A 26549-nucleotide genomic window follows, 5' to 3' on the forward strand; every position below is an offset into this window, starting at 1 on the left:
TCCTATTTGAATTGAGTAAAAAAGTCGTCTTCCTCTAAAATTTTAATTCCGTATTTTTCAGCTTTTTGCAACTTGGAACCAGGATTTTCTCCTATAACCAAAATGTCTGTATTTTTTGTGACATTTGAAGAAAATTCTCCACCTCTTTTTTCCACATAGTCAGAAAAATCTTTTCTCGTCATGCTTTTAAGGCTACCCGTTTGAGATATTATCTTATCTTGCAGAACATTGTTTTTAAAGCTAACTTCTTTTTTAGAAAATTGAACTCCATATTTTTTCATTTTTTCAAGAACTCTTTTAGTCATTTCTTCTTCAAAAAATGATTTTATAGATTCAGCTAATTCTTTTCCAATACCATCTATATTTGTTAGTTCTTCTTTGGCGGCTTTTAATAAATTATCTATATTTTTAAATTTGTTAGACAAATCTTTGGCTATTTTTTTCCCTACTCCTGGAACACCAATGGCATAAATTATATTTTCTAAAGGCCTATTTTTTGATTGTTCTATCTGTTTGATAAGATTATTAGCTGTTTTTTCACCTATCCCTTCTCCTAAAGAAAGAATTTTTTGTTTATCAAGCTTATAAATATCTCCCAAATCTTCTATCAATCCAGAATCAAATAGCCTTTCAATAAGTTTTGGACCTAAACCTTCTATATTCATACCTGAATTGGAAGCAAATTTTTCTAATGTTCTTTTTAATTTTGCTGGACATAGTGGATTTAAACATCTTATGGCAACTTCTTCTTCATCTAATTTACCTGTTTCACTATCACATATAGGACATTTAGATGGAGGGTGGATTTTTATTTCTTCACCTGTTCTTTTTTCTTTTATAGGTTCTAATATTTGAGGGATAATTCCCCCAGCTTTCTGTATCAAAACATAGTCCTTATCTCTTATGTCCCTTTGGTCTATATAGTCAAAGTTGTGCAAAGATGCCCTTTGAACAGTACTTCCTTCTAGGTTTACAGGTTCCAATATCGCAACTGGAGTTATAATTCCTGAGCTACCTACCTGCAATTTTATTTCTTTTATCTTTGTTTCCTTTTGTTCGGCTTCAAATTTGAATGCTATAGCCCATCGTGGTGATCTCACAGTGGTTCCTAACTTTTTTTGTATTTCAAAATCGTTTATTTTGAGCACAATTCCATCTGTATCATATTCAAGTTCTTTCCTATTTTTATTCCAATATTTCCAATAGTTTATTACCTCATCCACATCTCTTAACATTTTATTGTGTTTGTTTATCTTGAACCCGATTTCTTTTAAGAAATCTAAAGCTTCTGTTTGAGTTTTAATTCCATATTTTTCTGGATTGATTAGATAATAAATAAAGTTATCAAGCCTTCTTTTTGCAACTTCTTTTGTGTCAAGAAGTTTTAAAGTGCCAGCTGTTGAATTTCTTGGATTTGCAAAAACATCTTTTCCAGAATTCTCTCTTTCTTCGTTTATTCTCTCAAATTCTTTGTTGGGCATAAAAATTTCCCCTCTAACTTCGATATCTATATCTTTTGAAATTTTAAGGGGTATAGTTCTTATAGTTTTTACGTTTTGAGTTATATCTTCACCAGTTATTCCATTTCCCCTGGTTATGGCTCTCTTTAATACGCCACTTTCATAAATTAAAGAAATTGATACACCGTCAATTTTAAGCTCTCCAGAATAATTATAATCGCTTTTTATATTCTTTTTTATTCTTTTATCAAATTCTATTATTTCTTCTTCTGAATATGTATTATCTAAAGAAAGCATGGGGATTGAATGGTTTACTTTTTCAAACCCTTCATTTTTCAATCCACCTACTCTATTTGAAGGAGAGTCAGGGGCTTTTATTTCAGGATGTTTCTTTTCAATCTCCAGCAACCTATTGAACATTTCATCGTATTTTCTATCATCTATTATAGGCTTACTTTCAACATAATAAAGTTTATCATGTTTTTGTATTTCTTTTTTTAAATTTTCATATTCTTTTTTTATATTTTCTGTTGAAATATCAATCAACCCCCTCTACTATCACAAAGGCTATTGCATATTCTTTTTCATGACTTATTGATAGTTTAATATTAAAATCTCCAATAACATTTTTTAAATATGTTATTGTTTTATCACTTAAATAAGGTTCTCCTTTATCGTTCTTTAAAACTTCTATCTTTTTGAAATCAAAAGATGTTTCAAGCGCTTTGAACAATGACTCTTTTACAGCAAATCTACCTGCTGCAAATTCTTTTTTCCTATTTTCATTTGAAAAGGTATGATATATTTTCAACTCTGAATCAGATAGTATTCTGTTTATTACCCTTCCATTTAATCTTTCTATTTTTACTATATCAGTACCTATACCTTTAACCATTGTATTTAAAAGTGATCGTTGAATTCTCTGGTATTTTTTGCATAAAAGATGTCACCTTTTCCCCATTTATTTTCAAATCGAACGATTTGATGTTTTTTGTGTCTATATCTAAATGCGAAAATAGATCAATTATATTTGGCTTGTATTCTTCTTTTATTATTTTATAGTTTGATCCACTTTTAACTTGAGAATCTAAATCTGTATTTTTAGAGCCATTTTTTATATATATCTTCTCTTTTTCCAAATTTATTTTTTTCCCATTGTAAGTAACTTCAAATGTTTTTACATCTGTATCAATAAATTCTTTTATTTTTGGCAACTTTAACCTTTTAACTTGAAAACTATCGCCATCTTTAATTATTTCTTCTTCATCTACTATCTGGTCATTTCTTATTATTGTAAATTCCCCAGGAATTTCATAAGGAACATTATCCAAAGTGAAATAAATAGATTCTGAATGTTCTTCAACTATATCTTTTACTTTTGGAGTAACTGTTTTTATTTTTTGCCCATCTTTTAATTGTGTATTTATTGAGACCTCATTATCATCTATAATAACTTTTGGATATATTTTTTTTGGTTCACCGTTTAAGAAATAGTTAATTGAATTAATTATTTCTTTTAAAGTTACCTCTACATCTTCTCCTTTTTCAGGAGGGTATAATTCTATTTTATCCCCAGGTTTGACCTTTGACTTTAAATTGGCTTTTTGATTGTTAATTTTTATCATGGCTTCTTTACCCAAGTTCCCTTTTTTTATTTTAAATTCTCCATTAAGCTCATACGTAATGGCTTTAGAAGGTTTCCCAATTAACTGATTTGGCGAGTATCCCATTTGTAATAATACTTGCATTACAGATAAATCAGTTCCTATCATCATCATGTTTACAACAGTTCCATTAACTGTAACAGAGTTGAAAACATTTCCCTCTTTTTTCAATGCAGAGTTCGCTATTCCAATTGGAGTGATGTATTCACTTCCAAACATTTTTTCTTCTTCAAATTTTATTTTTGTTAAGCTATCTGTTGATTTTAGAGCTATTCTATTTTCTTCGAGCTCTAAATATTCCGCTATTTTTTCTTTAAATGATGGCACTTTGCCTCCACCACCAACTAACATTACGGCTACAGGTGATTTACCATTGAGTTCTAATATTTTGTTCGAGATTTCAGAAGTTATCTTATCAATTGGTTCCTTTATTATTTCCATTATCTTCTCTTTTGAAATTTCGTGTTCAAAATCTAAAATATCTTTGTATTTAAATGAATCTTTGTTTATAAGATCTTTTTTTATTTTTTCTGCTGAGTTGAAATCTATTAACAGTTCTTTTGTTATAGCATCTGTTATTTCGTCCCCAGCTAAAGGAACCATTCCATAGCCCGTAATCGTGCCTTCATTTGAAATTGCTATGTCTGATGTGCCAGCTCCGACGTCAACCATAGCTATATTCAATGTTCTCAAATCTTCAGGTACTACTAAATTCATAGCCGCTATTGGTTCTAAAGTTATATGAATTGGATTCAATCCATTCATTTCCAAAACAGTTAACATTGCTTCTACAACATTTTTTGGTAAGAATGCAGCTATTACCTTTACTTTTGCTTTTTTACCTTTCTGGCCTTCTAAATGCTTTATCCATTCATCATCAACTTCATAATATAAAACAGAATAACCTACACAATACATACCTTTTGAATAATCTAACTTCTCTGTAGCTTCTTTTACAGCTTCTAATTCAATTTTTCTAACTTGAGGTCTATCTACATAACCTTGAGAGCTTATATCTAATTCATACTCTCCAGTTGTTGTGATTAAAAATCTTCCTGCAAGAGCTACTGCAACTTCATGTGGAGTTTCTCCAGTTTTTTCGTTTATACTTTCCAATATTCTTTTAACACCTTTTGCAACCTTATTTACATCATGAATTTGACCATCCATCATGGCTCTGTTTTCATGTTCTTTTTCAAAAGAATGATTTATTATGATGTTTTCATCATCATCTATTTCTGCAAGTATACCAACCAAATTTCTTGTACCTAAATCCAATGAAAAAACCATTATTACACCTCCACAACAGTTACTCCACTTCCACCTTCACCAGTTTTACCCAATCTAAAGTTTTTAATATCTTTGTTCTTCCTTAAATAATCCCAAATTCCTTCTGCTAATTTACCTGAACCTTTTCCGTGAATAATATATCCTTCGTCCATCTCATTTAACATGATGTCTGATAGAAGCTTTTCTATTTCAGGAATTGCTTCTTGGACAGTATATCCTCTCAAATCAATTTCAGGTATTACCTTTTTTGTTGGAGTATAGGTCATTTTATCGGATAAACTTGTCTTTCTATTGTTTTCTTTTTTAACTGGTTTTAGTTCTGAAAGATCATACGTAATCTCTATTGGAGAATCTTCTAAATTGACTTTTGCTTTTTTACCTCTTATTTCAGAAATCTCTCCTTTTTTATTCCCTTGTACTAATACTTTCATACCTTTTTCAAAATTATATTTGATTTTCTTGTTTTTCGCTTTATCCATATCTCTACTTTTGAAGTTATTCTGAATATTCTCTAATTTTTTTAAAGAATTTTTCGCATCTTCAAGGTTTTTAGAATACTTTATATTTTTTATCAAGTTTTCCATTTCTTTTTTTGCTTCTCTTATTTGAGAGTTTAAGTTTCCTATTTCATTATCTAATTCCTCAATTTTTTTATCCTTTAATAACTCATATTTTTTGTTGAACTCTCTTTCCTTTTTTTCAAGTTGTTTTCTTTTATTTTCATGAAACTCTTTATTTGATTGCATCTCTTCATAAGTCTTTGAAATTTTGCTGAATATATTTTCACTGTTTGAATGTTCAGATGAAATATATTCAGTTGCTTTTTCTATTATTTCTTTTATAAAACCCATTCTGCTTGCAATTTCTATGGCATGTGATGCGCCTGGAACCCCCATCATAAGATGATAGGTCGGTTTTAAAGTATCCATATCAAAGGACATAGATGCAGATGTTAAATTAGAATTTTCTATAGAATAAAGCTTTATTTCAGATAAATGTGATGTAATAAAAAGCTTCACGTTTTTTTTGATGAGATAGTCTATTATAGACTTTCCTAAAGCTGAACCTTCAATTGGGTCAGTTCCAGTCCCAAGTTCATCTATTAAAACCAAGCTATTTTCATCAGCATTTTTTATGATTTCGTTTATATTTACCAAATGTGCAGAAAAAGTGCTCAAATTTTGAGTTATGCTCTGCTCGTCACCCATATCAGTATATATAGAATTTATAAAAGGCATTTCTGCTTTCATACTCAAAATTGGTAACCCTACATGTGATAGGAAAAAGGCAACTCCTATTGACTTAAGAGTGACTGTTTTACCTCCGGTATTTGGTCCTGTTATAATCATCCCATTGTTTTCTAAATCTATGTCTAAAGGAACAGAGCCATCTCCTAACAAAGGATGTTTTAAATCTTTAAAATATATTTTTTTATGGTGCTTTTTTGGAATGAAATAGTCCGCCTTCCTATAAAAAGAATAATTTGCCTTTGCAATATGATAATCTATATAAGATACAACATCTATGTTTTTGTATATTGTTTCAATATTTCGGCTTATCATTAATTTTAACTCAGACAATATTCTCGATATTTCATTTCTTTCTTTGTTTTGAAGATCTATCAACTCTTCATTTGAGGCACTTATTCTTTCGGGCTCTATAAAATATGTCGCTCCAGAATCAGATTTTGCTACAAAAATACCTTTTATATATTTTCTGTTCTCTGCCTTTACAGCTAAACAGAGCCTACCGTTTTTAAAAACAGGTTTTTCAATACTAAGATATTTTGAGTATTTGTTTGTGTAAGAACTGTATAAAGAATCTATTTTTTGTTTTGTTTTTTTTATTTGACTTCTCAAATTTCTCAAAAGTTCTGAAGCTGTATCTTTTATTTCTCCATCTATATCTATGGCGTTGAATATTTCTTTTGCCATATCTCTTAAAAAAGAAAACTTAATAAATACATCTGTAACATTTTTGTCAAAATTATTGTTGTTTTCCTTATATTCTCTGTACACGACTTCATGAAATTCAGCTATTCTTCTAAAGTCTTTGGTTTCCGATATAGAGTTTGATTTTAACTTTTCTAAAGTTTCTTTTATATCTGGAATTCCTTTAATGTTAAACAGTAACTGGTTGTTCTTTAACATAAAAAAACTTCGGGAAATTTCTATTTCCCGCTGTAAATTTTCTAAATTTTTATAAAATTGTATTTTTGATTTTAAATATCTTTTGCCATATACACTATGAGAATAGCTACCTATAATTCCAAGTACTTTGTCTATCTCAAGATCTCTGTATGTTTTCTCTAAAATTGGAACGCCACCCCCATTGAAATTGGAAATTGGTTAACTTTGACGTAACTGTCCTCAGCTTCATCTGTCAACTTATAATACCTTGTTTCATAACCAGCGAGAACATATATGTTACTGTATGATAATCCTGCTTGCACTAAGATTTCTGTTGAAAAAGATTTCAAATAATCTGGTGAATTGACACCACCATAAGCATTCACGACAAAATAGATTTCTTTGAATATTGGGGTAGTATATTTTACATTAAGCCCTAAAGATAAACCTATTGATTTTAAATCCTCATTATAAGCTGCCAAATAAGTATTTTCAAAACCCTGTATATATGATAAACCAACATAAGGTCCATATTTTATCTCGCCGGTATCTTCGGTATCTATTAGATAAGATATTCTACCTCCCAAATAATCAAATGGGTAGTTTCCCGATGTTAATTCAGTGACAACTTGAGAAGTTGCTTGCTGAGTTAATGAATAAGAGGGAGATATAAATATCTCCGATGAAAAACTCACCAACGAAATAATTGTTATAGTTAAAAATAAAAGTATATTTTTCTGCACCTATACCACCCTTTTATAATTATTTATGATCTGCTCAATTTTGATATTTAATGTTTTTACATCCAAACCACAAAGTTCTAACTGTTTTTCTCTTGTAGCGTGAGTTATGAATTCATCTTTTATTCCAAATGAGTAAATCTCTTTATTCGAGAAAATGGAGTGTATTGTCTCTCCAAACCCACCACTCAAGCTCCCTTCTTCCACGGTAATTATCTTTTCTGCTTTTGATTTAATTTCTTCTATTATTTTTTTATCTAATTCTTTTATCGTTCTAACTCCTATTACATTAATGTCCATTGATTCTGTAGCTTTCAATACGTTTTTTGATATTGTTCCTACCGATAAAACATAAGCTGAGCTATCTGAAACTTTTAATTTTTTCCAAGATAAATCAGTATATTCAAGATTATCAATTATATAATCTTTGTCTTTCTCGTAATTTTCTTTAGGAAAACGAATAAAAGTTGGTTTTTTTATTCCTTTTTTAACACACGTATAAATAGTGTTAGCTAAATCCTGACCATCTAAAGGAGTGATTAACTCGATATTCGGAATCAATTTCAAATATGAAATATCAAAAACACCGTGATGTGTTGGTCCGTCTTCTCCAACTAAACCCGCTCTATCTAATAGGAAAAGAGAAGGTATATTTTGCAAGGCAACGTCATGAATTATTGAATCAAATGCCCTCTGCATAAAAGTAGAGTACAAGTCAACAACAGGGAGTACCCCTCCTAACGATAAACCAGCTGCAGCAGTCACTATACTGGCTTCTGTTATACCCATATCGATTAATTTTTCAGGATCTTTTTCTTTTAATATATTCAAACCAGTTCCATCAGCCATAGCACCTGTAAAAGCCAGAAAGTTTTCATCAGATAAATAAGCTAAAACATTACCTACGATTTTAGAATGAGATATACCTTTTTTTTCAATAGGCTTAGATACTCCATGAAATTTAGAGGGTTCATTTTCTGCGTTTATATAACCTTTACCCTTTTTAGTCAAGACATGTAAAACAACAGGACCTTCGTCATATTGTTTTAGATAATTTAAAAACAATTCCATTTCTTTTATGTTGTGACCATCAATAGGTCCTATGTACTTTATACCCAAGTCTTCAAAAAAACCTATGGGTTCAGAAAAAACTGTGTGCTTGAATCCTTCTTTCATTTTTTTGATCATGTTTTCTAAATCTTGGCCTAATTCTGAATCTCCTAAAATATCTTTTACCAATTTTTTCAAGGAGTTATAATTTTTTTTCATCCTAATTTTTGAAAATAAATACGAAAAAGTTCCAACGTTTGGAGAAATAGCCATATCGTTGGAGTTTAATATAATTTTAACATTTGTCTTCTGAAATTTAAGTTGGTTAAGCGATTCCAATGCCATACCACAAGTAAAAGACCCATCACCAATTATTGATATAATATTTCTATCTCTTTTTTTTATCTTATCAGCTAAAGTAAAACCTAAAGCGGCAGATATGGAGGTTCCTGCATGTCCTGCTCCAAATTTATCTGCCTCAGATTCCTTTATATTCGTAAATCCAGATAAACCGTTATAGCGCCTCAGAGTTTTGAATTCATCCCATCTATCAGTTAGTAATTTATGAACGTACGCTTGATGAGAAGTATCCCATATAACTACATCTTCATATGGATCAAACACTCTATAGAGAGCTAAAGTTAATTCAACAACTCCAAAATTTGATGCTAAATGTCCGTTATTGGAATAAACCACATCGTAAATATATTTTCTTATTTCATCAGAAAATTCATAGAGTTGAGTATAATTCATTTCTCTTATTTTTTTATATAATTTTTCTTTCATATAATCATCCTTCATTGCTGCTATAAATTCCTTTTGCAAATCTATCTAATAATCCGTTTACAAATTTTATAGATTTTTCCTCTCCATATTTTTTAGTAAGTTTTATACTCTCGTCTATTGCAACTTTAAAAGGGACATTTTTTCTGAATTCAAGCTCGTAAAATCCCATTCTTAGAGAAGTTTTTTCTACAAAACCTAATCTTTCGAATTTCCAATTTTTAAGTTGTTTTTTTATATTGTTATCTATTTCTTCTCTTTTACTAAGTAGATCTTGTATATATTTTTTTGATTGGTTAATGCTTTTTTGATCTAACTTGGCATCTTTTGAATTTTCTTCAATTAAAAACTCAATATCTTCTTCGTTAAGTTCTCTATAGTTTAACTGAAATAGAATTGTAAAAGAAAATTCTCTAACAGGAGATATATCCATTATTCAGATCCTTTCTGATCATCTTCTTCATCTTTTTCTTCTTCATATTCTTCAGAATAATCATTTTCTGGATTTTCTTCTATTTCTTCTCCCATGTTGATATATTCTAAAGATTCTATGGTGATATCAACATTGGTAATAAATATTTCTGACATTTTTTCAAGTTCTTCTTTTATTGATTTTTGTACTTTTTTTGAAAATTCGACTATGTTTTCTCCATATTTTGCAGGTATTTTTAAATTTAAACTCAAACTGTCATCTTCGTTATGAACGATCTTTATATTTTTTGATAGGTCTTTTTCAATTTTTTCATTGTATATTTTTTCTTCTTTCATGAATTTTTCAACAGTTTTGTAAGTTATGTCTCTTAATACTGTTTCAGAAATTGTGATTTCTCCAAAATTATTTTCTTCTTTTATAGGCATTTTAATACCTCCCTTATATGTTTTCTTTCCACCTAAAATTATATCATACTTTAAAACATTTTTAATTGTCCTTGTGGAGTTTTATATTTCTTTCTATTTATATTTCGCATCTTCTTCAATCTGTTTTCTAAATCCACTTTATCAGAAAGATTTTCCAGAACTTCTTTAGCCCTATCGACTATTTCACTTGGAAAACCTGCTAACCTTGCTACTTCTATGCCGTAACTGTTATCACTGACACCATTCTCTATTTTATGCAAAAAAAGAACACCTTCTTTTGTTTCTTTTACTTGAACTCTTTTTGTAATAACATTATCATATATTTCTGAAAGCATTGTCAACTCAGTATAATGGGTGGCAAAAATCGTATTAGATTTTAGAATTTGAAAAAGATATTCAGAAATAGCCCATGCTACTGATATTCCGTCTAATGTTGACGTCCCCCTACCAACTTCATCAAGCAAAACCAATGATCTTTCAGTTGCTTGGTTTAGAATAGTTGACATTTCCATCATTTCAACTAAAAAAGTTGATTTACCAGTTACAATATCATCTTTTGCACCTATTCTTGTAAACACTCTATCATACAAAGGTATATGTGCTTTTTTTGCTGGGACAAAACATCCAGCTTGAGCGAGTATACTCAAAATTCCAATTTGCCTAAGATAGGTAGATTTACCACTCATGTTAGGGCCAGTTAAAACTATAAAATTCTTGTCTTCTATTTCAAAATCATTTTGTGTAAAATTATCAACAAATTTTTCAACAACAGGATGTCTCGAACTTTCGATTTTGGCCTTATTCCCTTTTACAAAATAAGGTCTTGTATATCTATTTGTTTTACTAATTTCAGCAAAACTCCGTATTACATCTAAATATGATATTTTTTCAGATATAGTTTTCAAATCTTTTACGGAATCAGATAAGTCTTTTATGAAATTTAAAAAAATCGTTTTTTCAATTTTTTTAACCTTTTCCTCTGCTATGATAACTTTTTTTTCAAGTTCTCTAAGCTCTTCAGTGATAAACCTTTCTGTATTAGTTAAAGTTTGTTTTCTAATATACTCATCTGGAACTTCTTTTGATTGAGCTTTTGATATTTCAATATAAAAACCATATATTTTATTTCTTCCTAATTTCAGTGTGGTTATTCCTGTTTTTTCTTTTTCTCTTTTTTGTATATTTTCTAAAAAAGTATCTATATCTGTTATTAGACTTCTGTATTCGTCTAATTCTTTAGAAATACCTTTTTTTATAACTTTTCCATCACCAGGTTCATTAGAAGGTTCATCAAATATATGTTTTTCTATTTTTTGTTTCAAATCAGTTCTTATATTAACATTAGAAAAAAACCCTTGAGTTTTTTCATTGGTTTCTAAAGCTTCTTTAATATATGGAACTTGAGTTAAAGAATCTTTTAGGGCAATTAAATCTTTTGGAGTAGATTTTAAGAGCGATATTCTTGATATAATTCTATCGATATCTTTTATTGATGATAAGTATTCTTTTATTTCTTCTGATAAAAAATTGTTCTCAAAAAAAACTTCAACAAGATCTAATCTTTGATTGATTTGTTTTTCATCAATCAAAGGTCTACTTAAAAAGTCTTTTAGCTTTCTATGCCCCATAGGTGTTTTTGTTTTTCTCAAAATATCATATACAGATTTCCCTCTATTTTCATTTGAAACTATATTCAAATTGTTTAAGGTATTTATATCTATGTACATAAATTCTTTTGATTTTAACTTTTTTGGTATGTTCAAATGCTTTATTTTTTTGAATTGGGTTAGTTCCAAATACTTCAAAACTGCGTCCAGACTTTTTAACTCTTCTTGGTCAAACGGAAGATGACCTAAAGTTAAAATATCATAAGATTCTTTTATATGTTCTTCGTAATTTGAAGAGAAATACCACTCTTCTAAAACTTCTGTATAAATTTTGGATGATAATGTTTTTATTTCATTTTTCAAATATCTAAGTTTAAAACTTAAAAGCACTTGAGAATAATTATTGGAAATTATCATGTCCAACAACTCATTTTGAGAAATATCAAATCTATCTATATATAATTCCCCAGTTGAAAAATCAAATAAAACTATTAAAAATTCTTCATCTTTTTCATCATAATCCACTAAAATGCTGAATCTATTGTTTTCGTCCAGCATATTTTCTTCTATTATTGTTCCTGGAGTAATAACCCTTGTGACTTCTCTTTTCACAATACCCTTTGCTTCAGAAGGATCTTCAACTTGATCACAAATAGCCACTTTTAAACCATTATCTAATAACTTTTTTAAATAGTTATCTAAAGCATGATAAGGTATCCCCGCCATAGGATGATTGTTTCTCTTAGTTAGAACTATTTGAAGTATTTCAGATACCTTTTTTGCATCTTCAAAAAATGTTTCATAAAAATCTCCAAGCCTAAAAAGTAAAATTGAATCATTATTCTTTTCTTTTATCTCCAAATATTGCTTCATCATTGGTGTATATTCAGCCATGATAGCCCTCCTACTTTAAAAAAGTAGGGCGCTAAATAGCGCCCAATTTATTATGACTTTTGTGCTTCTTCCTTTGAATTTATAACTTTATCTATTAATCCATATTCTTTTGATTCTTCTGATGACATAAAAAAGTCTCTGTCTGTATCTTTTTGTATTTTTTCAATTGGTTGTCCGGTATGATGACTTAAAATTCTATTTAGTTCTTTTCTCATCCTTAAAATTTCTTTAGTTTGAATTTCTACATCAACTGCTGTGCCTTGACTTCCACCCCAGGGCTGGTGGATCATTATTCTTGAATTTGGTAAGGCAAATCTCTTTTTTTCTGCTCCAGCAGCTAATAAAACAGCACCCATTGAAGCAGCTTGACCTAAACAAATTGTTGAGACGTCATTTTTGATATATTGCATTGTATCATAAATTGCTAAGCCTGCAGTAATTGAACCACCAGGAGAATTTATGTATAAATAAATATCTTTCTCTGGATTTTTTGATTCTAAAAATAGCATTTGAGCTATTATTACATTTGCTACTGTATCATTTACTTCTGTGCCTAAAAATATTATGTTGTCTTTTAATAACCTTGAATAAATATCATAAGATCTTTCATACCTTCCATCACTTTCAATAACTACTGGCATTGGAATACTCATTATTAAAACCTCCTACCTTTGTTAACTTTTTCTATAACTTTTTTTGTATCCACAGATGATAAAATTAATTGCCCACTATCCATAAATATTACTGTTTCAACACTTCTTCCATAGGTAATATCTATTAAAGATGTATTTCCTTTTACTTCATTATTTTCATCTTTTTTTTCTTCTTCTGTTAAAACATCATTACCCTGGAAAATTTTTTTTACCTTTCTGAATTGTATATATTCTTGAGGTAAAATTGAATGAACTCTTTCCGCTGTTATATAAGAATCTTTTGTAATTGGTACAAGCATTTTGCACCTCCGTTTTGTTTTTTCCTAATACAATTATACCTTAATAGATATATTTTTCCAAAATAAAATGGATTTAATAGGTATATATTATAAGTATATGCTCATTTATTTAAATATATTTTATAACTAAAAAACCTTTTTATTAACAAATATTTGCTATAATTGTTTTTGACTTAAATTATTTTGGGGGTAAAATTATGACAGAGCAAATTTCATATCGAGAAAAAGAAGCACGAAAATCCTCTATTGTGGGAATAATTTTAAATAGTTTTTTGGGAATTGTAAAAGTATCTATTGGTTTTTTTACTAATTCGTTAGCTATTTTGGCTGATGGAATTGACTCCGTAACAGATATTATCACTTCTTTTTTAACTTTGATAGCTTCAAAAATAGCAAACAAACCGGCTGATGAATCGCATCCTTATGGACATGAAAAAATAGAGCCTATAATCACAAAAATTCTTTCAATTGTTATTCTTTTTGCTGGTTACCAAGTCTTATATAACGCTCTTTCAAGGCTCTTTAGTGAACAAGTCACTATTGAACAACCTTTTTTGATTTTTATAATATCTATAATATCTGTTTTAACAAAACTTTTTTTATATTTCTACAAAAAAAATATTGGAAATAAAATAAATAGTTCATCTGTAATTGCAGATGCGATGAACATGAGGAATGATGTTCTCACTTCACTGAGTGTAGCTGTGGGAATTCTTATATTTTATTTAACAGGCATAGACTGGTTAGACTCAGTAATAGCTATTTTTGTTTCGATAATTATCTTTAAAATAGGAATAGAAATGTTCTTAGAAACTTCTAATGAATTAATGGATGGTTCTAAAGAACTGGGAGAAATTTACAAAATAACAATAGAAGCAGCAGACAATTTTGATTGCATCAAAAACCCCCATAAAATAAGGGCTAGAAAATCAGGATATGTTTATTTTGTTGACTTACACATAGAGTTGGACCCTGAAATGACTATAAAAGAGGCTAATAAAATAACAGAAAAATATGAAAATAAAATTAAAGAATTGAATAATTATATAAAAGATGTTGTAATACATACAGAACCATTTGAAAATGATGAAAATGAAGGTTATGGGCTTGATAAAAAACAAATAAATAAATATTTTGGAGAATGAGAGGTTAATAATATGCAATTGGATTTTTTAGATGAAGCGAATATATTAGTAAAAGGTGGAAAAGGTGGAGATGGAGCAATCAGCTTCAGAAGAGAAAAGTATGTACCAAAAGGTGGCCCAGATGGCGGAGATGGAGGCAATGGTGGCAGTGTAATTATAAGAGCCACTCCAAACAAAACCACTCTGTTAGAATTTAAATACAAAAGAAAATATTTTGCAGAAGACGGAGAAAATGGCAAAGCAAAAAACATGTATGGAAAAGCAGGTGAAAATCTAATAATTGATGTACCATTAGGAACTATGATCTTTAATTCAGAAACTAATGATTTATTAACTGACTTGAAAAACCCTGGAGATTATTATATCGCAGCCAGAGGTGGAAAAGGTGGAAGGGGTAATTCTAAGTTTGCCAATTCTACTTTACAAGCACCAAGAATCTCTGAAAATGGTGCAGATGGAGAGTTTAATAGACTACACCTTGAACTGAAGTTAGTTGCAGATATAGGAATTATAGGTTACCCAAATGTAGGTAAGTCAACTTTAATATCAAGAATATCAAAAGCAAAACCAAAAATCGCAAATTACCATTTTACAACCTTAACGCCAAATTTGGGAGTCGTGAAAGTTGATGAAGCTAAATCTTTTGTTGTTGCAGACATTCCAGGCCTTATCGAAGGCGCCCATGAAGGTACAGGTTTAGGGGATCAATTCTTAAAGCATATAGAAAGATGTTATGGAATTTTACATCTCGTTGATATATCTGGAGTTGAAGGGAGAGACCCTATAGAAGACTATAAAAAAATAAGAGAAGAATTGGAAAAGTATTCGACGACTTTGGCTGAAAAAGATGAAATCATAGCTGGTAACAAAATAGATATAATAACTGAAGAAGAATTAGAAAAGAATATTCAAAATTTTGAAAGGGAACTTGACATAGAAATTACCCCTATTTCAGCATATTCAAATAAAAATTTAGACGCTATAATTATGAAAATGTGGAATATGATAAAAGATTATAAAGAAGATGAACTCAAGAACATAGAAAAAATCAAGAGAACCTATGAAGACTTTAAAAAACTTAAGGTTGAGCCTGTTGTAAATGAAGTGTATGAATATTTCAATATAGAAGTAACCAAAATTTCTGACCATGAATACGAAATTCATAGTGAAGGAATAGATCTCCTTTTAAAAAAATACGATATAAGCGAAACCGATTCAAGGAGAAAGATTTTGAATATATTAGAAAGAAATGGTTTAAGCAGAACACTTGGTAAAGCTGGTGTTGAGGAAGGGGACACCATCTACATTGCTGATTATGCATTTGATTACATACCTTGAGGTGATTTTATGATTATCTTTTTTGGGGGATCTTTTAACCCTCCACATGTGGGCCATAAAATCATAGCTAATATTGCTTATGATGAGTTAAAACCTAATAGATTCATAATTTCAGCAACACCAAATCCACCACACAAAAAAAATGATTGTATTCTGAACACAAAAAAAAGAATCTTTTTCTGTAAAGCAACTTTTGGAGATAATTTCGAAATAAGTGATATAGAACAATCTCTATCAAAACCTTCTTATACTTTAAAAACATTGGAACATTTAAAAGTTCAGGACGATGATATTTTTCTTTTGATTGGAGAAGATAGCCTTTTTAACTTTTATAAATGGTATAAATACGAGGAAATTTTGAAAATTTCTAAATTGCTTGTTTATCCAAGATTAGGATATAATACAGAAAAAAGTGTTATCCCTCATATTAAATTAAACGCCCCTATAATAGAAATATCTTCAACAGATATAAGATACAGAATACTTAATAAAAAGACTATAAAAGGTATGGTAGATGAAACTATAGAAGAAGAAATTAAGAATGTATACATAAACACTTAATTGACAAAATAATTTTTCTATTGTATAATAACTTTCAGTTAGAAAATTTGCCGAGGTGGTGGAATTGGTAGACACGTATGGTTGAGGGCCATATGGGCAATTGAGCTCGTGCGGGTTCGAGTCCCGCCCTCGGCACCAAAAACAGGAGACATTAAGAGTCTCCTGTTTTTTTTGGCCTCAATATAAACAGAATTATACCTACAAAAATTACAAAATAATATGTAACTAGTCTCCATATGAAAACAGACGTATTTATCGTAAAAATATCTGCTGTTTCTGAAAATATCAAATAATAAAATCCTTCTGCTGCTCCAGCAGTACCCGGTGTAGGAACAATTGCAGCACCAATATCTAAAACTAAAGATTTAAAAAACAAATCAATGTTAAAATCAATTTTAAAGCCCATTAGCACAAAAATTATAGAAAAAATATACGTAAGCACTTGAACACTACTCAAAGCAAAAACTGATAAAAATTGTGGTATTTTTTTTGAGTTAGTTTTAAACATATTTACAAAAGCTTCGACATTATTCACAATTTTTTCCATCATATCTTCAGGTTTTTTTACTATTTTTATTTTTTTTAACAGCATGGTAACACTTTTTACGATTTTTAAAGATTTTTCCTTGCTCAATGAAAAGAGTAGTATTAAAAAAATTACAAATCCATTTAACAAAGTACCTGCTAAAATAATTAAAGTCGATTCCAAGTTAAGATATATATAAGAATAAACAACACCTGTTATTCCAAATACAGTCATTACAATTTGAAATATCATTGATTTATATATTATACTTGCAGTTGTTTCGCCTGGTTTTATACCTTTTTGAGATAAATAGTATACCAATACAGGTTGTCCTCCTGTAAAAAAAGGTGTGAGGTAATTAAATAGATTACCTATAATTACTATTCTCATAAGAGAAAAAAAACCAAATTTATCCTTGTGCTCGAAAAGAGAGATTTTCAAAATCCAGGTTTCTGCTATCCATTTCACAACCATCATTAAAATACCCAAAAAAGCAAAATAAATTATAAAAGTTTTTAATTTTTGAATGTTTTCCTCAATCCCTGTGCTAAATGTAAAAACGGATATTATACCAAAAGTTAGTATTAATGAAAGGATAAATCCTCTAATATACTTTTTTTTATTCATAGGTTCACCCCAACTAAATAAAAAGAGCGCCTAAGCGCCCTTCAATTTATGCTTCTTCCATAACTTGATCTAAGGACATTTTTTCTTCTGAATTCAACAGCTTGTCTACATCTAATATTATAAGCATTTCATCTTCTAACCTTGCAATCCCAGATATAAAGTTTACATTGTTCATTCCACCAACATCGGGTTTTTCTTCTATCAAATCTGTAGAAATAGTCTTAACTTCTTTTACATCATCAACCATTATTCCAATTTTTCTTTGACCAACTTTAATAACAATAACTTTACATTTTGATTTTTCTTGAAAATCAGGAAATTTAAATTTTCTTCTCATATTAACTAAAGGTAAAACTTCTTCTTTTCTAAAGTTTATTACTCCTTCAAGATAATCTGCAACATGAGGGATGACTGTTACTTCTTCATATTCAGTTACAGCATCTATCTTCATAATGTCTAACCCAAATTTTTCTTTTCCTAAATTAAATGTTACTATCTTCATGTCCGTAGCCATCTCAATGCCCTCCCGACTTTTTAATGATATAATTTAAAGGAAGTAATTCTAATATCATTATACTATATTTTATTATATATTTAAAACAAAAAAAAATTAACTAGAGGTGTTTTTATGTTTGAAAGAGAAAAAAAGTATCTAATTAATGATTACGATGGTTATTTAAAACTCAAAAAAAATTATATCAGAAAATCTTTGCTAATTCAATGGTACAAATATAACGGTGAAAGAATTAGAAGAGTTAAATCTTATAGTGGAGTTGAAACTTGGGTAAAAACAACAAAAAAATATATTTCTGCAGAAATACGACATGAACAAGAAGAGGTTATCAGAAAACCAAATCTCGAAGAATTAAATAATCTTGAGGTAGTTGCAAAAATTAGATATTTTATTCTTGATGACCCCGAAATTGTTATAGATAGACTGCTAAACCCTTTTAGATTAATCAAATATAAATTACCATTTGATAAAATAAAATACTTGTTAGAAATAGAAGAAAAGAGTAACAAAATAGAAGATTTAAATAAGTATTTAAAATCTTATTTAAAAGATGATTTTAAATACTTAAAACAGATAGACAAAGAAAATGTTTTTTCAAATAGAGATTTTGCAGGAACTTTTGAAGATAAGGCAGAAAAACTTATAATTTATTGTGAGGATGATTTTAATGGGTAAATTGTATATAGTTGGAACTCCAATTGGGAATCTCGAGGATATATCCATTAGGGCTCTAAAAACCTTGAAAAAAGCTGATTTAATATTAACTGAAGACAAAAGAGTGACAATAAAACTATTAAATGCTTTAGAAATAGGCGAAAAAAATCTTTTTACTTTTAATCAGGTAAATTCTGAAAGAAAAATTCATCAAGTCCTTGAATTACTGAAAACTTACGAAAGAGTATGTCTTGTTAGTGACGCAGGAATGCCAGTAATATCAGATCCTGGCTCGAATTTAATAGATTCATGCTACAAAGAAAATATAGAAATAGATATTATTCCAGGCCCTTCTGCTCCAATAGCTACTTTAGCGGCAAGCGGATTCCCAGGATCAAAATTTACATTTCTGGGCTTTCTGCCAAGAGATAAAAACAGGAGAAGACTATTTAGAAAAATTAAAGACAATTTAGAAAGTGAAATTTATATTTTCTTCGATTCTCCAAACAGACTTTTATCAACTCTAAAAGATTTAGAAAATATAATAGGAGACGTAGAAGTTTTTATTGCTAGAGAAATAACCAAATTACACCAAGAATTCTTTAAAGGAACTACCGATGAAGTAATTGAGCATTTTAACAATAACCCTTTAAAAGGAGAGATAACCGTTGCTTTTTCAAAACGAAAACCATTTTCCTAAATTTGAGAACATCAAATCTTTATTAGATAAATTATATGATGATTTTAAACAAACCGAATTATATGGAAAAGAAATCTTGGTTACTGGAGATATCACATCTGCTAAGTTCAGTAAAAGAAAAGATTTATTTATTGAAATTTCTCAAAAAGTTAAAAATACTAATTATTCCATAACAGTTTTTTTCCCTAATGGAATGGTTAAATATCTTTTCAAAAATATAAATATAGATGAAACTAAAGATTTGATAAACAAAAGATGGAATATAAAAGGGAAAATATCATTGTGGAAATCATCTGCGAAATATGTAATCAACGGACTGAGTTTGAGTTCATTAGGAGATTCTGAAATTGAATTGAAAAGAAAAAAAATACTTAAATTATTGGATTCAAAAAATCTCCTTCAAAAAGAAGAACATAATTTAGATGAGCTTGAACCTATCAAAAAAATCGCTGTGATAACTTCTCCAACTGCCGCTGGGTTCGGTGATTTCAAGAAAAATCTTGATGATGCAAAAATTAAACCACTGATACATTTATACGAATCACCTATGCAAGGTGCTTCAACTGTACCAGGTATGAAAAATGCCTTAAGAAATATCATAAAATCAAAAATTGATTATGATTTAGTTGTTATAATAAGAGGCGGGGGATCAAAATCCGATCTTATGTACTTTGATGATGAAGAAATTGGGTTTTATATTTCAAAAATGAATGAAAGAATTCCAGTTTTGTCTGGAATAGGTCACGAACAAGACAAAACCATTCCTGATTATGTCGCATGGAAAAGCTATTCAACTCCAACAGAAGTTTCAAAAGATATTACTAATTCAATAAACAAAAAATACGAAAACTTGGAACTGTATTCAAAAAACATATATCTATATTTTTCAAAACTTTTCAGTAATATGGAAAATAATTTCAGCTTAAAACAAATTAGTTTTTTATCAAGCTTAATAACTAAAAAAATAGGCAATAATGACAACATTTTAAAAAATTACAAGAACACAGTATCAAGAGAAATTAATATCAAGATAAACCAAAAAGAAGACTATTTAAAGTCATTTAGATTATCTCGAATCAGAAGAGATTTGGAAAAAGATTTAGAACAATTAAAGAATGAAGTAATAAGATATACAAAAGTTAACAAAATTAATGTGAATAATTATTTTGAAAGAAGAGATAATTTTTTGAAAAATATTTATCAAGATATTACTGCAAATAGTCCTTTTGCTTCATTTTTAAACAAAGGAGCTATAGTTAAAAAAGACGGAAAAATTATAGATTCAATAACAAAAATACAAAAAGATGAAAATGTTGAGGTTATTTTTAAAGATGGTAAATCAAATAATAAGATATTAAATATAGAAAAATGGGAGGATTAAATATGAAAGAAATTTTAAAATTGACAAAAAAAGAAATAGAAAATTTGAGCTTTAATCAACAAATGGAATATTTGGAGGAAATAAATGATTTATTTCAAAACGACAACGGCGATATGGATGTTGAAAATGCACTTGAACTTTACAAAAAATCCTTGGAAATACTATCAAAAGCAAAAGGTAAGTTGAATTTGCTAAAAGAAGAAAAAGAAAAAATAGATAAAGAATATGAAAAGCTTTTTGATAACGAAAAAATTGAAGAATGAAATTTTTTTCACTTTGCTATAATTGATTTAACTTTCAAAGTAAAATCAATTATAGCTATTTTTTATCGTGTGAAAAAAATATCATTTGTATGTTTTCTTTTGATATTTTAGCTTATTTTCGTTAGAACATATTTTGCTGACTTTATATAATAATTAAGAGAATTGTTATTACATAATAATTTTGATAAAATTGAATAAGGATTAGGAATATACAAATTTAAAGACTTTTTCACTTATTGTTAAACATAGTTTTTTTGTTATTAAATATAATGTGTTTTAATAATTAATGTAAGTTGACTTTTGTTTTATTATGATTATATTTTTTTAAATTTATAGTGAACTTGTGAAATTAATATCAATTATGATAAAAATAATCCAATTTGGGAGGGAAAAAAATGACAGATTCTCTTGATGTTCAAATGAAGGAAGTAGAAGAATATTTAGACAGCTTAAACCTTAACGACAAAGACGAGGTAGAAAGAAGAAGTTATTTGATAAGGGCATTACACAAAGCTCAGCAAATAGTGGGTTATTTACCTATTGAAGTTCAAAAATTGATTGCTGAAAAACTAAGAATTCATGCGTCTCAAGTATATGGTGTTGTAACTTTTTATAATTTTTTCACAATGAAACCCAAAGGCAAATTTCCAATCTCTGTTTGTTTGGGAACAGCTTGTTATGTTAGAGGTTCAGGAGAGTTATTTGAAGAGCTTAAGAATCTTTTAGGCCTTGAAGATAACGAAACTTCTGAAGATGGATTGTTTTCTCTACATTCAGTGAGATGTGTTGGCGCATGTGGCTTGGCACCCGTACTTATGATTGGTGAAAAAGTTCACGGAAGGGTTAAAAAAGAAGATCTTCCAAAGATTATAGAAAATTACAAAACAAAGGCAAAAGAAGAAGGGATTATTTAAGGAGGGTTCTAATTTATGGCTAAAATCAAAAGTATTGAAGAACTTATGAAAATGAAAGACAAAGCGCAACAAAACATAAAATTTAGAAACGCTGCAAGCAAACAAGAAAAAATTATTTTAAAAGTAGCAATGGGAACTTGCGGAATTTCGTCTGGAGCAAAAGAAACTTTTAACAAGCTTATTGATGTAATAGATGAAAAAAACCTTGAAAATGTTGTAGTAATACAAACAGGTTGTATGGGTTATTGCCACGCTGAACCAACGGTAGAAATAAATGAACCTGGAAAAGACCCAATTTTATATGGGCATATAGATGAATCAAGAGTGGAAGAATTAGTTGAAAAACATCTGATAAAAAAAGAATTACTACAAGATTCAATAATAGGTGAAACTCACCAAAGAGCTGAATAAGATAGGAGGGAATTAATCTAATGGCTAATTACAAACAGTTTATCCTCGTTTGTGGGGGAACAGGTTGTGTTTCCTCTGGCAGTGGAGATATTATAGATAAATTTAACGAAGTTTTAGAAAAAAAAGATTTGAAAGATTCTGTTCAAATAGTTAGGACAGGATGTTTTGGATTTTGTGAACAAGGTCCAATAGTAAAGTTTTTACCAGATAATACTTTTTATGTAAAAGTCACTGAAAATGACGTTGAAAATATTGTAGAAGAACACGTTATAAAAGGTAGAAGGGTGAAAAAGTTATTATATGAAGAACCAGAAAATAAAGAAAAGCTTGAAGAATCGACACAAATGCCTTTTTACAAAAAACAAGTTAGAATGGCATTAAGAAATGCCGGAGCTATTAATCCAGAAGATATTAATGAATATATAGCTAATGATGGTTATTTAGCTCTTGGTAAGGCTTTAAAAGAAATGTCAAGGGACGAAGTAATTGAAAATCTTCTTGAATCAGGCTTAAGAGGTAGAGGCGGAGGAGGATTTCCTTCAGGACTAAAATGGCAATTCACAAAAAAAGCCAAGGGTGATAAAAAGTACGTAGTTTGTAATGCTGATGAGGGAGACCCTGGGGCTTTTATGGACAGATCTGTTCTTGAAGGAGATCCTCATAGTGTAATAGAAGGTATGGCGTTAGCTGGTTACGCTGTTGGTGCTGATGAAGGCATTGTTTATATTAGAGCTGAATATCCTTTAGCCGTTCAAAGATTGAAAACAGCTATAAATGATGCAAAAGAATACGGTTTTTTGGGAGAAAATATTTTTGGTACTGATTTTAACTTTGATATTGATATTAGATTAGGTGCTGGTGCTTTTGTTTGTGGCGAAGAAACTGCTTTGATGCACTCTATTGAAGGGTACAGAGGTGAGCCTACTACAAAACCGCCTTTCCCTGCTAACAGTGGACTTTGGGGAAAACCTACATTGATAAATAACGTTGAGACTCTTGCAAGTGTTCCTTTGATAACATTAAAAGGTTCTGAATGGTTTAGAAAAATTGGAACTGAAAAATCACCTGGTACTAAAGTTTTTGCTTTAGCTGGAGCTATAAACAATGTTGGTCTTGTTGAAGTACCAATGGGAACAACTTTAAGAGACATTGTTTTTGAAATTGGTGGAGGAATTAGAGACAATAAAGCATTTAAAGCTGTTCAAACAGGTGGTCCATCTGGAGGATGTATCCCCTCTGAATATTTAGACACACCAATTGATTTTGATAGTCTTTCTGCTATTGGTTCAATGATGGGCTCAGGTGGTATGATCGTTATGGATGAAAATTCATGTATGGTTGATGTTTCAAAATTTTATTTAAATTTTACTGTTGAAGAATCATGCGGGAAATGTACTCCTTGCAGAATTGGAAATGTTAGATTACTAGAAATTTTAGAAAGAATAACCTCTGGCAGAGGGACACATAAAGATCTTAAATCCTTAGAAGATTTAGGGTCAGTTATCAAAGATTCTTCTTTATGTGGATTAGGTCAAACAGCCCCAAATCCAATATTATCAACTTACCACTATTTCAAAGACGAATACATAGCTCATGTTGACGATAAATCATGTCCTGCAGGAGCATGCAAGAGCTTAGTTAAATATTTAATTAGCTCCGAAAAATGTATTGGATGTACAGCTTGTGTTAGAGTTTGTCCAGTTGAAGCTATTAAAGGAGAAATTAAAAAACCTCATGAAATAGATCAAGAAAAATGTATTAAGTGTGGTGCTTGTTATCAGACTTGTAGATTTGGTGCCATCAGTAAAATATAATTCCGAAGGGAGGATATAATAGATGCCTAAGGTATTTGTTAATAATATAGAGATAGATGTTGCGGAAAACTCAACAGTTTTACAAGCTGTGAATAAAGCTGGCGGTTATGTACCAACTTTATGTTATATGAATTTAGAAGAAATAGGAATAGAAAACAAACCTTCATCGTGTAGAGTTTGTGTAGTTGAGGTGGAAGGAAGAAAAAACTTAGCCCCTGCTTGTGTCACTCCAGTATTTGAAGGTATGAAAATAAATACTCATTCAAGAAGAGCAATAAATGCAAGAAGAACTGTGGTTCAACTTTTACTTTCTGATCATCCTCAGGATTGCTTGAAATGTCCTAAAAATGGAGATTGTGAATTGCAAAGTATAGCTTCAGAATTAAACATCACAAGGAATCCATACATGGGTAAAAAATCTATGTATGATAAAGATATTTCAGCAGCAATTATTAGGGACCCAAACAAATGTATTATGTGTAGGAAATGTGAAACTGCATGTAATGAATATCAAACAGTTGGAGTTTTGTCGGCAGTAGAAAGAGGCTTTGATTCAGTTGTTAAGCCAACATTTGATTGGTCTTTGGAAGATACTAACTGTACTTTTTGTGGTCAATGTGTTGCAGTATGCCCAACAGCTGCTTTAGTTGAAAACGATTATATTCAAGAAGTATGGGATGAAATAGAAGATAAAGAAAAACACGTTGTAGTGCAAACTGCCCCTGCGGTTCGAGTCGCATTAGCAGAAGAGTTTGGTCACAAGCCAGGAACTATCTCAACAGGAAAACTCGTTGGTGTTTTAAAAATGATGGGATTTGACAAAGTATTTGATACAAACTTTGCAGCTGATTTAACGATTATGGAAGAAGCTACCGAATTTGTCGATAGATTACAAAATGGTGGAACTATGCCTATGTTGACTTCTTGTTGCCCAGGTTGGGTTAAATTTTTAGAACATCAGTTTCCTGAATTAATTGATAGTCCTTCAACTGCAAAATCTCCTCAACAAATGTTCGGATCTATTGCAAAATCGTATTATGCAGAAGCTAACAATATTGATCCCAAAAATGTAACTGTAGTATCAATAATGCCTTGTTTGGCTAAAAAATATGAAGCTGGAAGAGATGAATTAAATTTCAGTGAAGAATACAAAGATGTTGATTATGTTATAACCACAAGGGAATTGGCAAAAATGATAAAAGAATCTGGTTTTAACTTTGATTCTATTCCTGAAGTTAAGTATGATAACCCATTGGGAGAGTCAACTGGAGCAGCTGCTATATTTGGCAGAACTGGCGGTGTTGCTGAAGCTGCCTTAAGGACTGCCTATGAATGGATTACAGGTGAAGAACTGTTAGAAGTTGAATTCGAAGGGTTGCATGGATATAATTCTATCAGAATAGCAGAAGTAGACATAAAAGGGACACCTATAAGAGTTGGTGTCGCATTTGGACTTGGGAACGTGAGAAAACTTTTAGAAGATATTAGAGATGGAAGAGAGAAGGTTGATTTAATAGAAGTTATGGCATGTCCTGGCGGGTGTGTTGGTGGAGGTGGGCAACCTTACCACCACGGTAATTTTGATGTTATTAAAAAACGAATTGAGGCAATAAATAATGTAGACAGGACTTCAACTATCAGAAAATCACATGAAAACCCTTCTATCAAAAAATTGTACGAAGAATATTTAGATAAACCAGGATCAGATAAGTCACACAAGCTTTTGCACACACATTATTTTGAGAGAGAATGGTTATAATATAATAAAAGGGGCCTCTTGGTCCCTTTTATTTAAATATACTATAATTATACATGCAAATAATTATGAGGTGATTTTATGAATTCATATGCAATGATTATAATAGCAAATGATGATGATGATGCTTTTATGAAATCAAGCAAAGCTGCTGAAAGATACGGTGATTATAACGTTTCTTCTATTATAAACTACAGTGAAGAACCAAAACTCTTTAAACGTATCGCCATAAAAATGGTTGAAATGTATGGAGATCTTATAGAAGCTAATAAAAGTTTAATAAAAAAATTTGAAGGCAAAGTTCCTGAAGACGATTTTATATTAAACCAAATGAAAGATAATTTGATTAGATTTGAAAAAGGTTATTATAAATTTCCTAATGAATGGAAAATAGTTTTTTTTAACGGTAATGATTTTGAGCATGTAGATACCAAAGATTTTGTTGAACAAATTATAAAACAAAACAAAGCGGAAAATCTTTACATGGCATTAATTGATACACCTTAAAAAAAGAGCCC

At 29.8% G+C, this 26549-nt stretch carries 25 protein-coding genes and 1 tRNA gene; 13 read left to right on the forward strand and 13 right to left on the reverse strand.

Annotated features, from left to right (window positions below; genetic code table 11):
• Positions 1-2: 2 nt before the first annotated feature.
• The 11 genes from ligA to BLS00_RS07340 are packed head-to-tail and all read right to left on the reverse strand — an operon-like array spanning position 3 to position 13427.
• Positions 3-2006: an NAD-dependent DNA ligase LigA gene (gene ligA, locus BLS00_RS07290; protein WP_244885742.1), complete on the reverse strand. Its 2004-nt coding sequence runs from the start codon at positions 2004-2006 to the stop codon at positions 3-5.
• Positions 1999-2355: a holo-ACP synthase gene (gene acpS, locus BLS00_RS07295; RefSeq protein WP_091404249.1), complete on the reverse strand. Its 357-nt coding sequence runs from the start codon at positions 2353-2355 to the stop codon at positions 1999-2001. Before acpS ends, ligA begins: the two co-directional genes overlap by 8 nt.
• Positions 2348-4414: a cell division FtsA domain-containing protein gene (locus BLS00_RS07300; RefSeq protein WP_091404253.1), complete on the reverse strand. Its 2067-nt coding sequence runs from the start codon at positions 4412-4414 to the stop codon at positions 2348-2350. The genes acpS and BLS00_RS07300 overlap by 8 nt, the downstream gene beginning before the upstream one ends.
• Positions 4415-4416: 2 nt before the next feature.
• Complete coding sequence (locus tag BLS00_RS07305) at positions 4417-6759, reverse strand: endonuclease MutS2 (protein WP_143012948.1); 2343 nt, start codon at positions 6757-6759, stop codon at positions 4417-4419.
• Positions 6723-7286 (reverse strand): hypothetical protein, encoded by a 564-nt coding sequence (locus BLS00_RS07310; protein WP_091404257.1) that lies wholly within the window; start codon positions 7284-7286, stop codon positions 6723-6725. Before BLS00_RS07310 ends, BLS00_RS07305 begins: the two co-directional genes overlap by 37 nt.
• The gene (gene dxs, locus BLS00_RS07315) at positions 7287-9119 is read right to left on the reverse strand and encodes a 1-deoxy-D-xylulose-5-phosphate synthase (RefSeq protein ID WP_091404259.1); all 1833 of its coding nucleotides are present in this window, start codon (positions 9117-9119) and stop codon (positions 7287-7289) included.
• 4 nt (positions 9120-9123) lie between these two features.
• The gene (gene nusB / locus BLS00_RS07320) at positions 9124-9549 is read right to left on the reverse strand and encodes a transcription antitermination factor NusB (protein WP_091404262.1); all 426 of its coding nucleotides are present in this window, start codon (positions 9547-9549) and stop codon (positions 9124-9126) included.
• On the reverse strand, positions 9549-9974 hold the full coding sequence (locus BLS00_RS07325; protein WP_091404264.1) for an Asp23/Gls24 family envelope stress response protein: 426 nt from the start codon (positions 9972-9974) through the stop codon (positions 9549-9551). The genes nusB and BLS00_RS07325 overlap by 1 nt, the downstream gene beginning before the upstream one ends.
• Positions 9975-10024: 50 nt before the next feature.
• Positions 10025-12475 (reverse strand): DNA mismatch repair protein MutS, encoded by a 2451-nt coding sequence (mutS, locus tag BLS00_RS07330; protein ID WP_091404269.1) that lies wholly within the window; start codon positions 12473-12475, stop codon positions 10025-10027.
• Between the two features lie 50 nt (positions 12476-12525).
• Positions 12526-13128: an ATP-dependent Clp endopeptidase proteolytic subunit ClpP gene (clpP, locus tag BLS00_RS07335; RefSeq protein WP_091404272.1), complete on the reverse strand. Its 603-nt coding sequence runs from the start codon at positions 13126-13128 to the stop codon at positions 12526-12528.
• Between the two features lie 2 nt (positions 13129-13130).
• On the reverse strand, positions 13131-13427 hold the full coding sequence (locus BLS00_RS07340) for an extracellular matrix/biofilm biosynthesis regulator RemA family protein (protein WP_091404275.1): 297 nt from the start codon (positions 13425-13427) through the stop codon (positions 13131-13133).
• Positions 13428-13624: 197 nt separating this feature from the next.
• On the opposite strand from BLS00_RS07340, the gene BLS00_RS07345 reads away from it, so the two are divergent.
• The 4 genes from BLS00_RS07345 to BLS00_RS07360 all read left to right on the forward strand — a co-directional run bounded on the left by BLS00_RS07345 (position 13625) and on the right by BLS00_RS07360 (position 16609).
• Complete coding sequence (locus BLS00_RS07345) at positions 13625-14572, forward strand: cation diffusion facilitator family transporter (protein ID WP_091404278.1); 948 nt, start codon at positions 13625-13627, stop codon at positions 14570-14572.
• Between the two features lie 12 nt (positions 14573-14584).
• Positions 14585-15910, forward strand: a complete 1326-nt coding sequence (obgE, locus tag BLS00_RS07350) for a GTPase ObgE (RefSeq protein ID WP_091404282.1) — start codon at positions 14585-14587, stop codon at positions 15908-15910.
• Between the two features lie 9 nt (positions 15911-15919).
• Positions 15920-16471 (forward strand): nicotinate (nicotinamide) nucleotide adenylyltransferase, encoded by a 552-nt coding sequence (gene nadD / locus BLS00_RS07355; protein WP_091404284.1) that lies wholly within the window; start codon positions 15920-15922, stop codon positions 16469-16471.
• 49 nt (positions 16472-16520) lie between these two features.
• Positions 16521-16609: transfer RNA gene (locus BLS00_RS07360), tRNA-Leu, on the forward strand.
• A 13-nt stretch (positions 16610-16622) separates the two neighbouring features.
• On the opposite strand, the gene BLS00_RS07365 is transcribed toward BLS00_RS07360, so the two are convergent.
• Both BLS00_RS07365 and BLS00_RS07370 read right to left on the reverse strand, forming a co-directional pair.
• A complete protein-coding gene (locus BLS00_RS07365; protein ID WP_091404286.1) occupies positions 16623-17624 on the reverse strand; it encodes a lysylphosphatidylglycerol synthase transmembrane domain-containing protein in 1002 nt (333 codons plus the stop codon).
• A 46-nt stretch (positions 17625-17670) separates the two neighbouring features.
• Positions 17671-18138 (reverse strand): chemotaxis protein CheW, encoded by a 468-nt coding sequence (locus tag BLS00_RS07370; protein WP_091404288.1) that lies wholly within the window; start codon positions 18136-18138, stop codon positions 17671-17673.
• 114 nt (positions 18139-18252) lie between these two features.
• On the opposite strand from BLS00_RS07370, the gene BLS00_RS07375 reads away from it, so the two are divergent.
• The 9 genes from BLS00_RS07375 to BLS00_RS07415 all read left to right on the forward strand — a co-directional run bounded on the left by BLS00_RS07375 (position 18253) and on the right by BLS00_RS07415 (position 26538).
• Positions 18253-18813, forward strand: coding sequence for a hypothetical protein (locus BLS00_RS07375; protein WP_091404291.1), 561 nt, complete (start codon positions 18253-18255; stop codon positions 18811-18813).
• The gene (gene rsmI, locus BLS00_RS07380) at positions 18806-19492 is read left to right on the forward strand and encodes a 16S rRNA (cytidine(1402)-2'-O)-methyltransferase (RefSeq protein ID WP_091404295.1); all 687 of its coding nucleotides are present in this window, start codon (positions 18806-18808) and stop codon (positions 19490-19492) included. Before BLS00_RS07375 ends, rsmI begins: the two co-directional genes overlap by 8 nt.
• Complete coding sequence (gene xseA / locus BLS00_RS07385) at positions 19461-20873, forward strand: exodeoxyribonuclease VII large subunit (RefSeq protein WP_091404300.1); 1413 nt, start codon at positions 19461-19463, stop codon at positions 20871-20873. The genes rsmI and xseA overlap by 32 nt, the downstream gene beginning before the upstream one ends.
• A gap of 2 nt (positions 20874-20875) precedes the next feature.
• Positions 20876-21136, forward strand: a complete 261-nt coding sequence (locus BLS00_RS07390) for a hypothetical protein (RefSeq protein ID WP_091404303.1) — start codon at positions 20876-20878, stop codon at positions 21134-21136.
• A gap of 395 nt (positions 21137-21531) precedes the next feature.
• The gene (locus BLS00_RS07395) at positions 21532-22050 is read left to right on the forward strand and encodes an NADH-quinone oxidoreductase subunit NuoE family protein (RefSeq protein ID WP_091404306.1); all 519 of its coding nucleotides are present in this window, start codon (positions 21532-21534) and stop codon (positions 22048-22050) included.
• 15 nt (positions 22051-22065) lie between these two features.
• The gene (locus tag BLS00_RS07400; RefSeq protein WP_091404309.1) at positions 22066-22461 is read left to right on the forward strand and encodes a (2Fe-2S) ferredoxin domain-containing protein; all 396 of its coding nucleotides are present in this window, start codon (positions 22066-22068) and stop codon (positions 22459-22461) included.
• Between the two features lie 20 nt (positions 22462-22481).
• Positions 22482-24275 carry an NADH-ubiquinone oxidoreductase-F iron-sulfur binding region domain-containing protein gene (locus BLS00_RS07405; protein ID WP_091404311.1) on the forward strand — a complete coding sequence of 598 codons (1794 nt, stop codon included), beginning with the start codon at positions 22482-22484 and terminating at the stop codon, positions 24273-24275.
• 22 nt (positions 24276-24297) lie between these two features.
• Positions 24298-26034, forward strand: a complete 1737-nt coding sequence (locus BLS00_RS07410; RefSeq protein ID WP_091404312.1) for an NADH-dependent [FeFe] hydrogenase, group A6 — start codon at positions 24298-24300, stop codon at positions 26032-26034.
• 78 nt (positions 26035-26112) lie between these two features.
• The gene (locus tag BLS00_RS07415; protein WP_091404315.1) at positions 26113-26538 is read left to right on the forward strand and encodes a hypothetical protein; all 426 of its coding nucleotides are present in this window, start codon (positions 26113-26115) and stop codon (positions 26536-26538) included.
• Positions 26539-26549: the final 11 nt, after the last annotated feature.

Source organism: Geotoga petraea (assembly GCF_900102615.1).
Taxonomy (GTDB): domain Bacteria; phylum Thermotogota; class Thermotogae; order Petrotogales; family Petrotogaceae; genus Geotoga; species Geotoga petraea.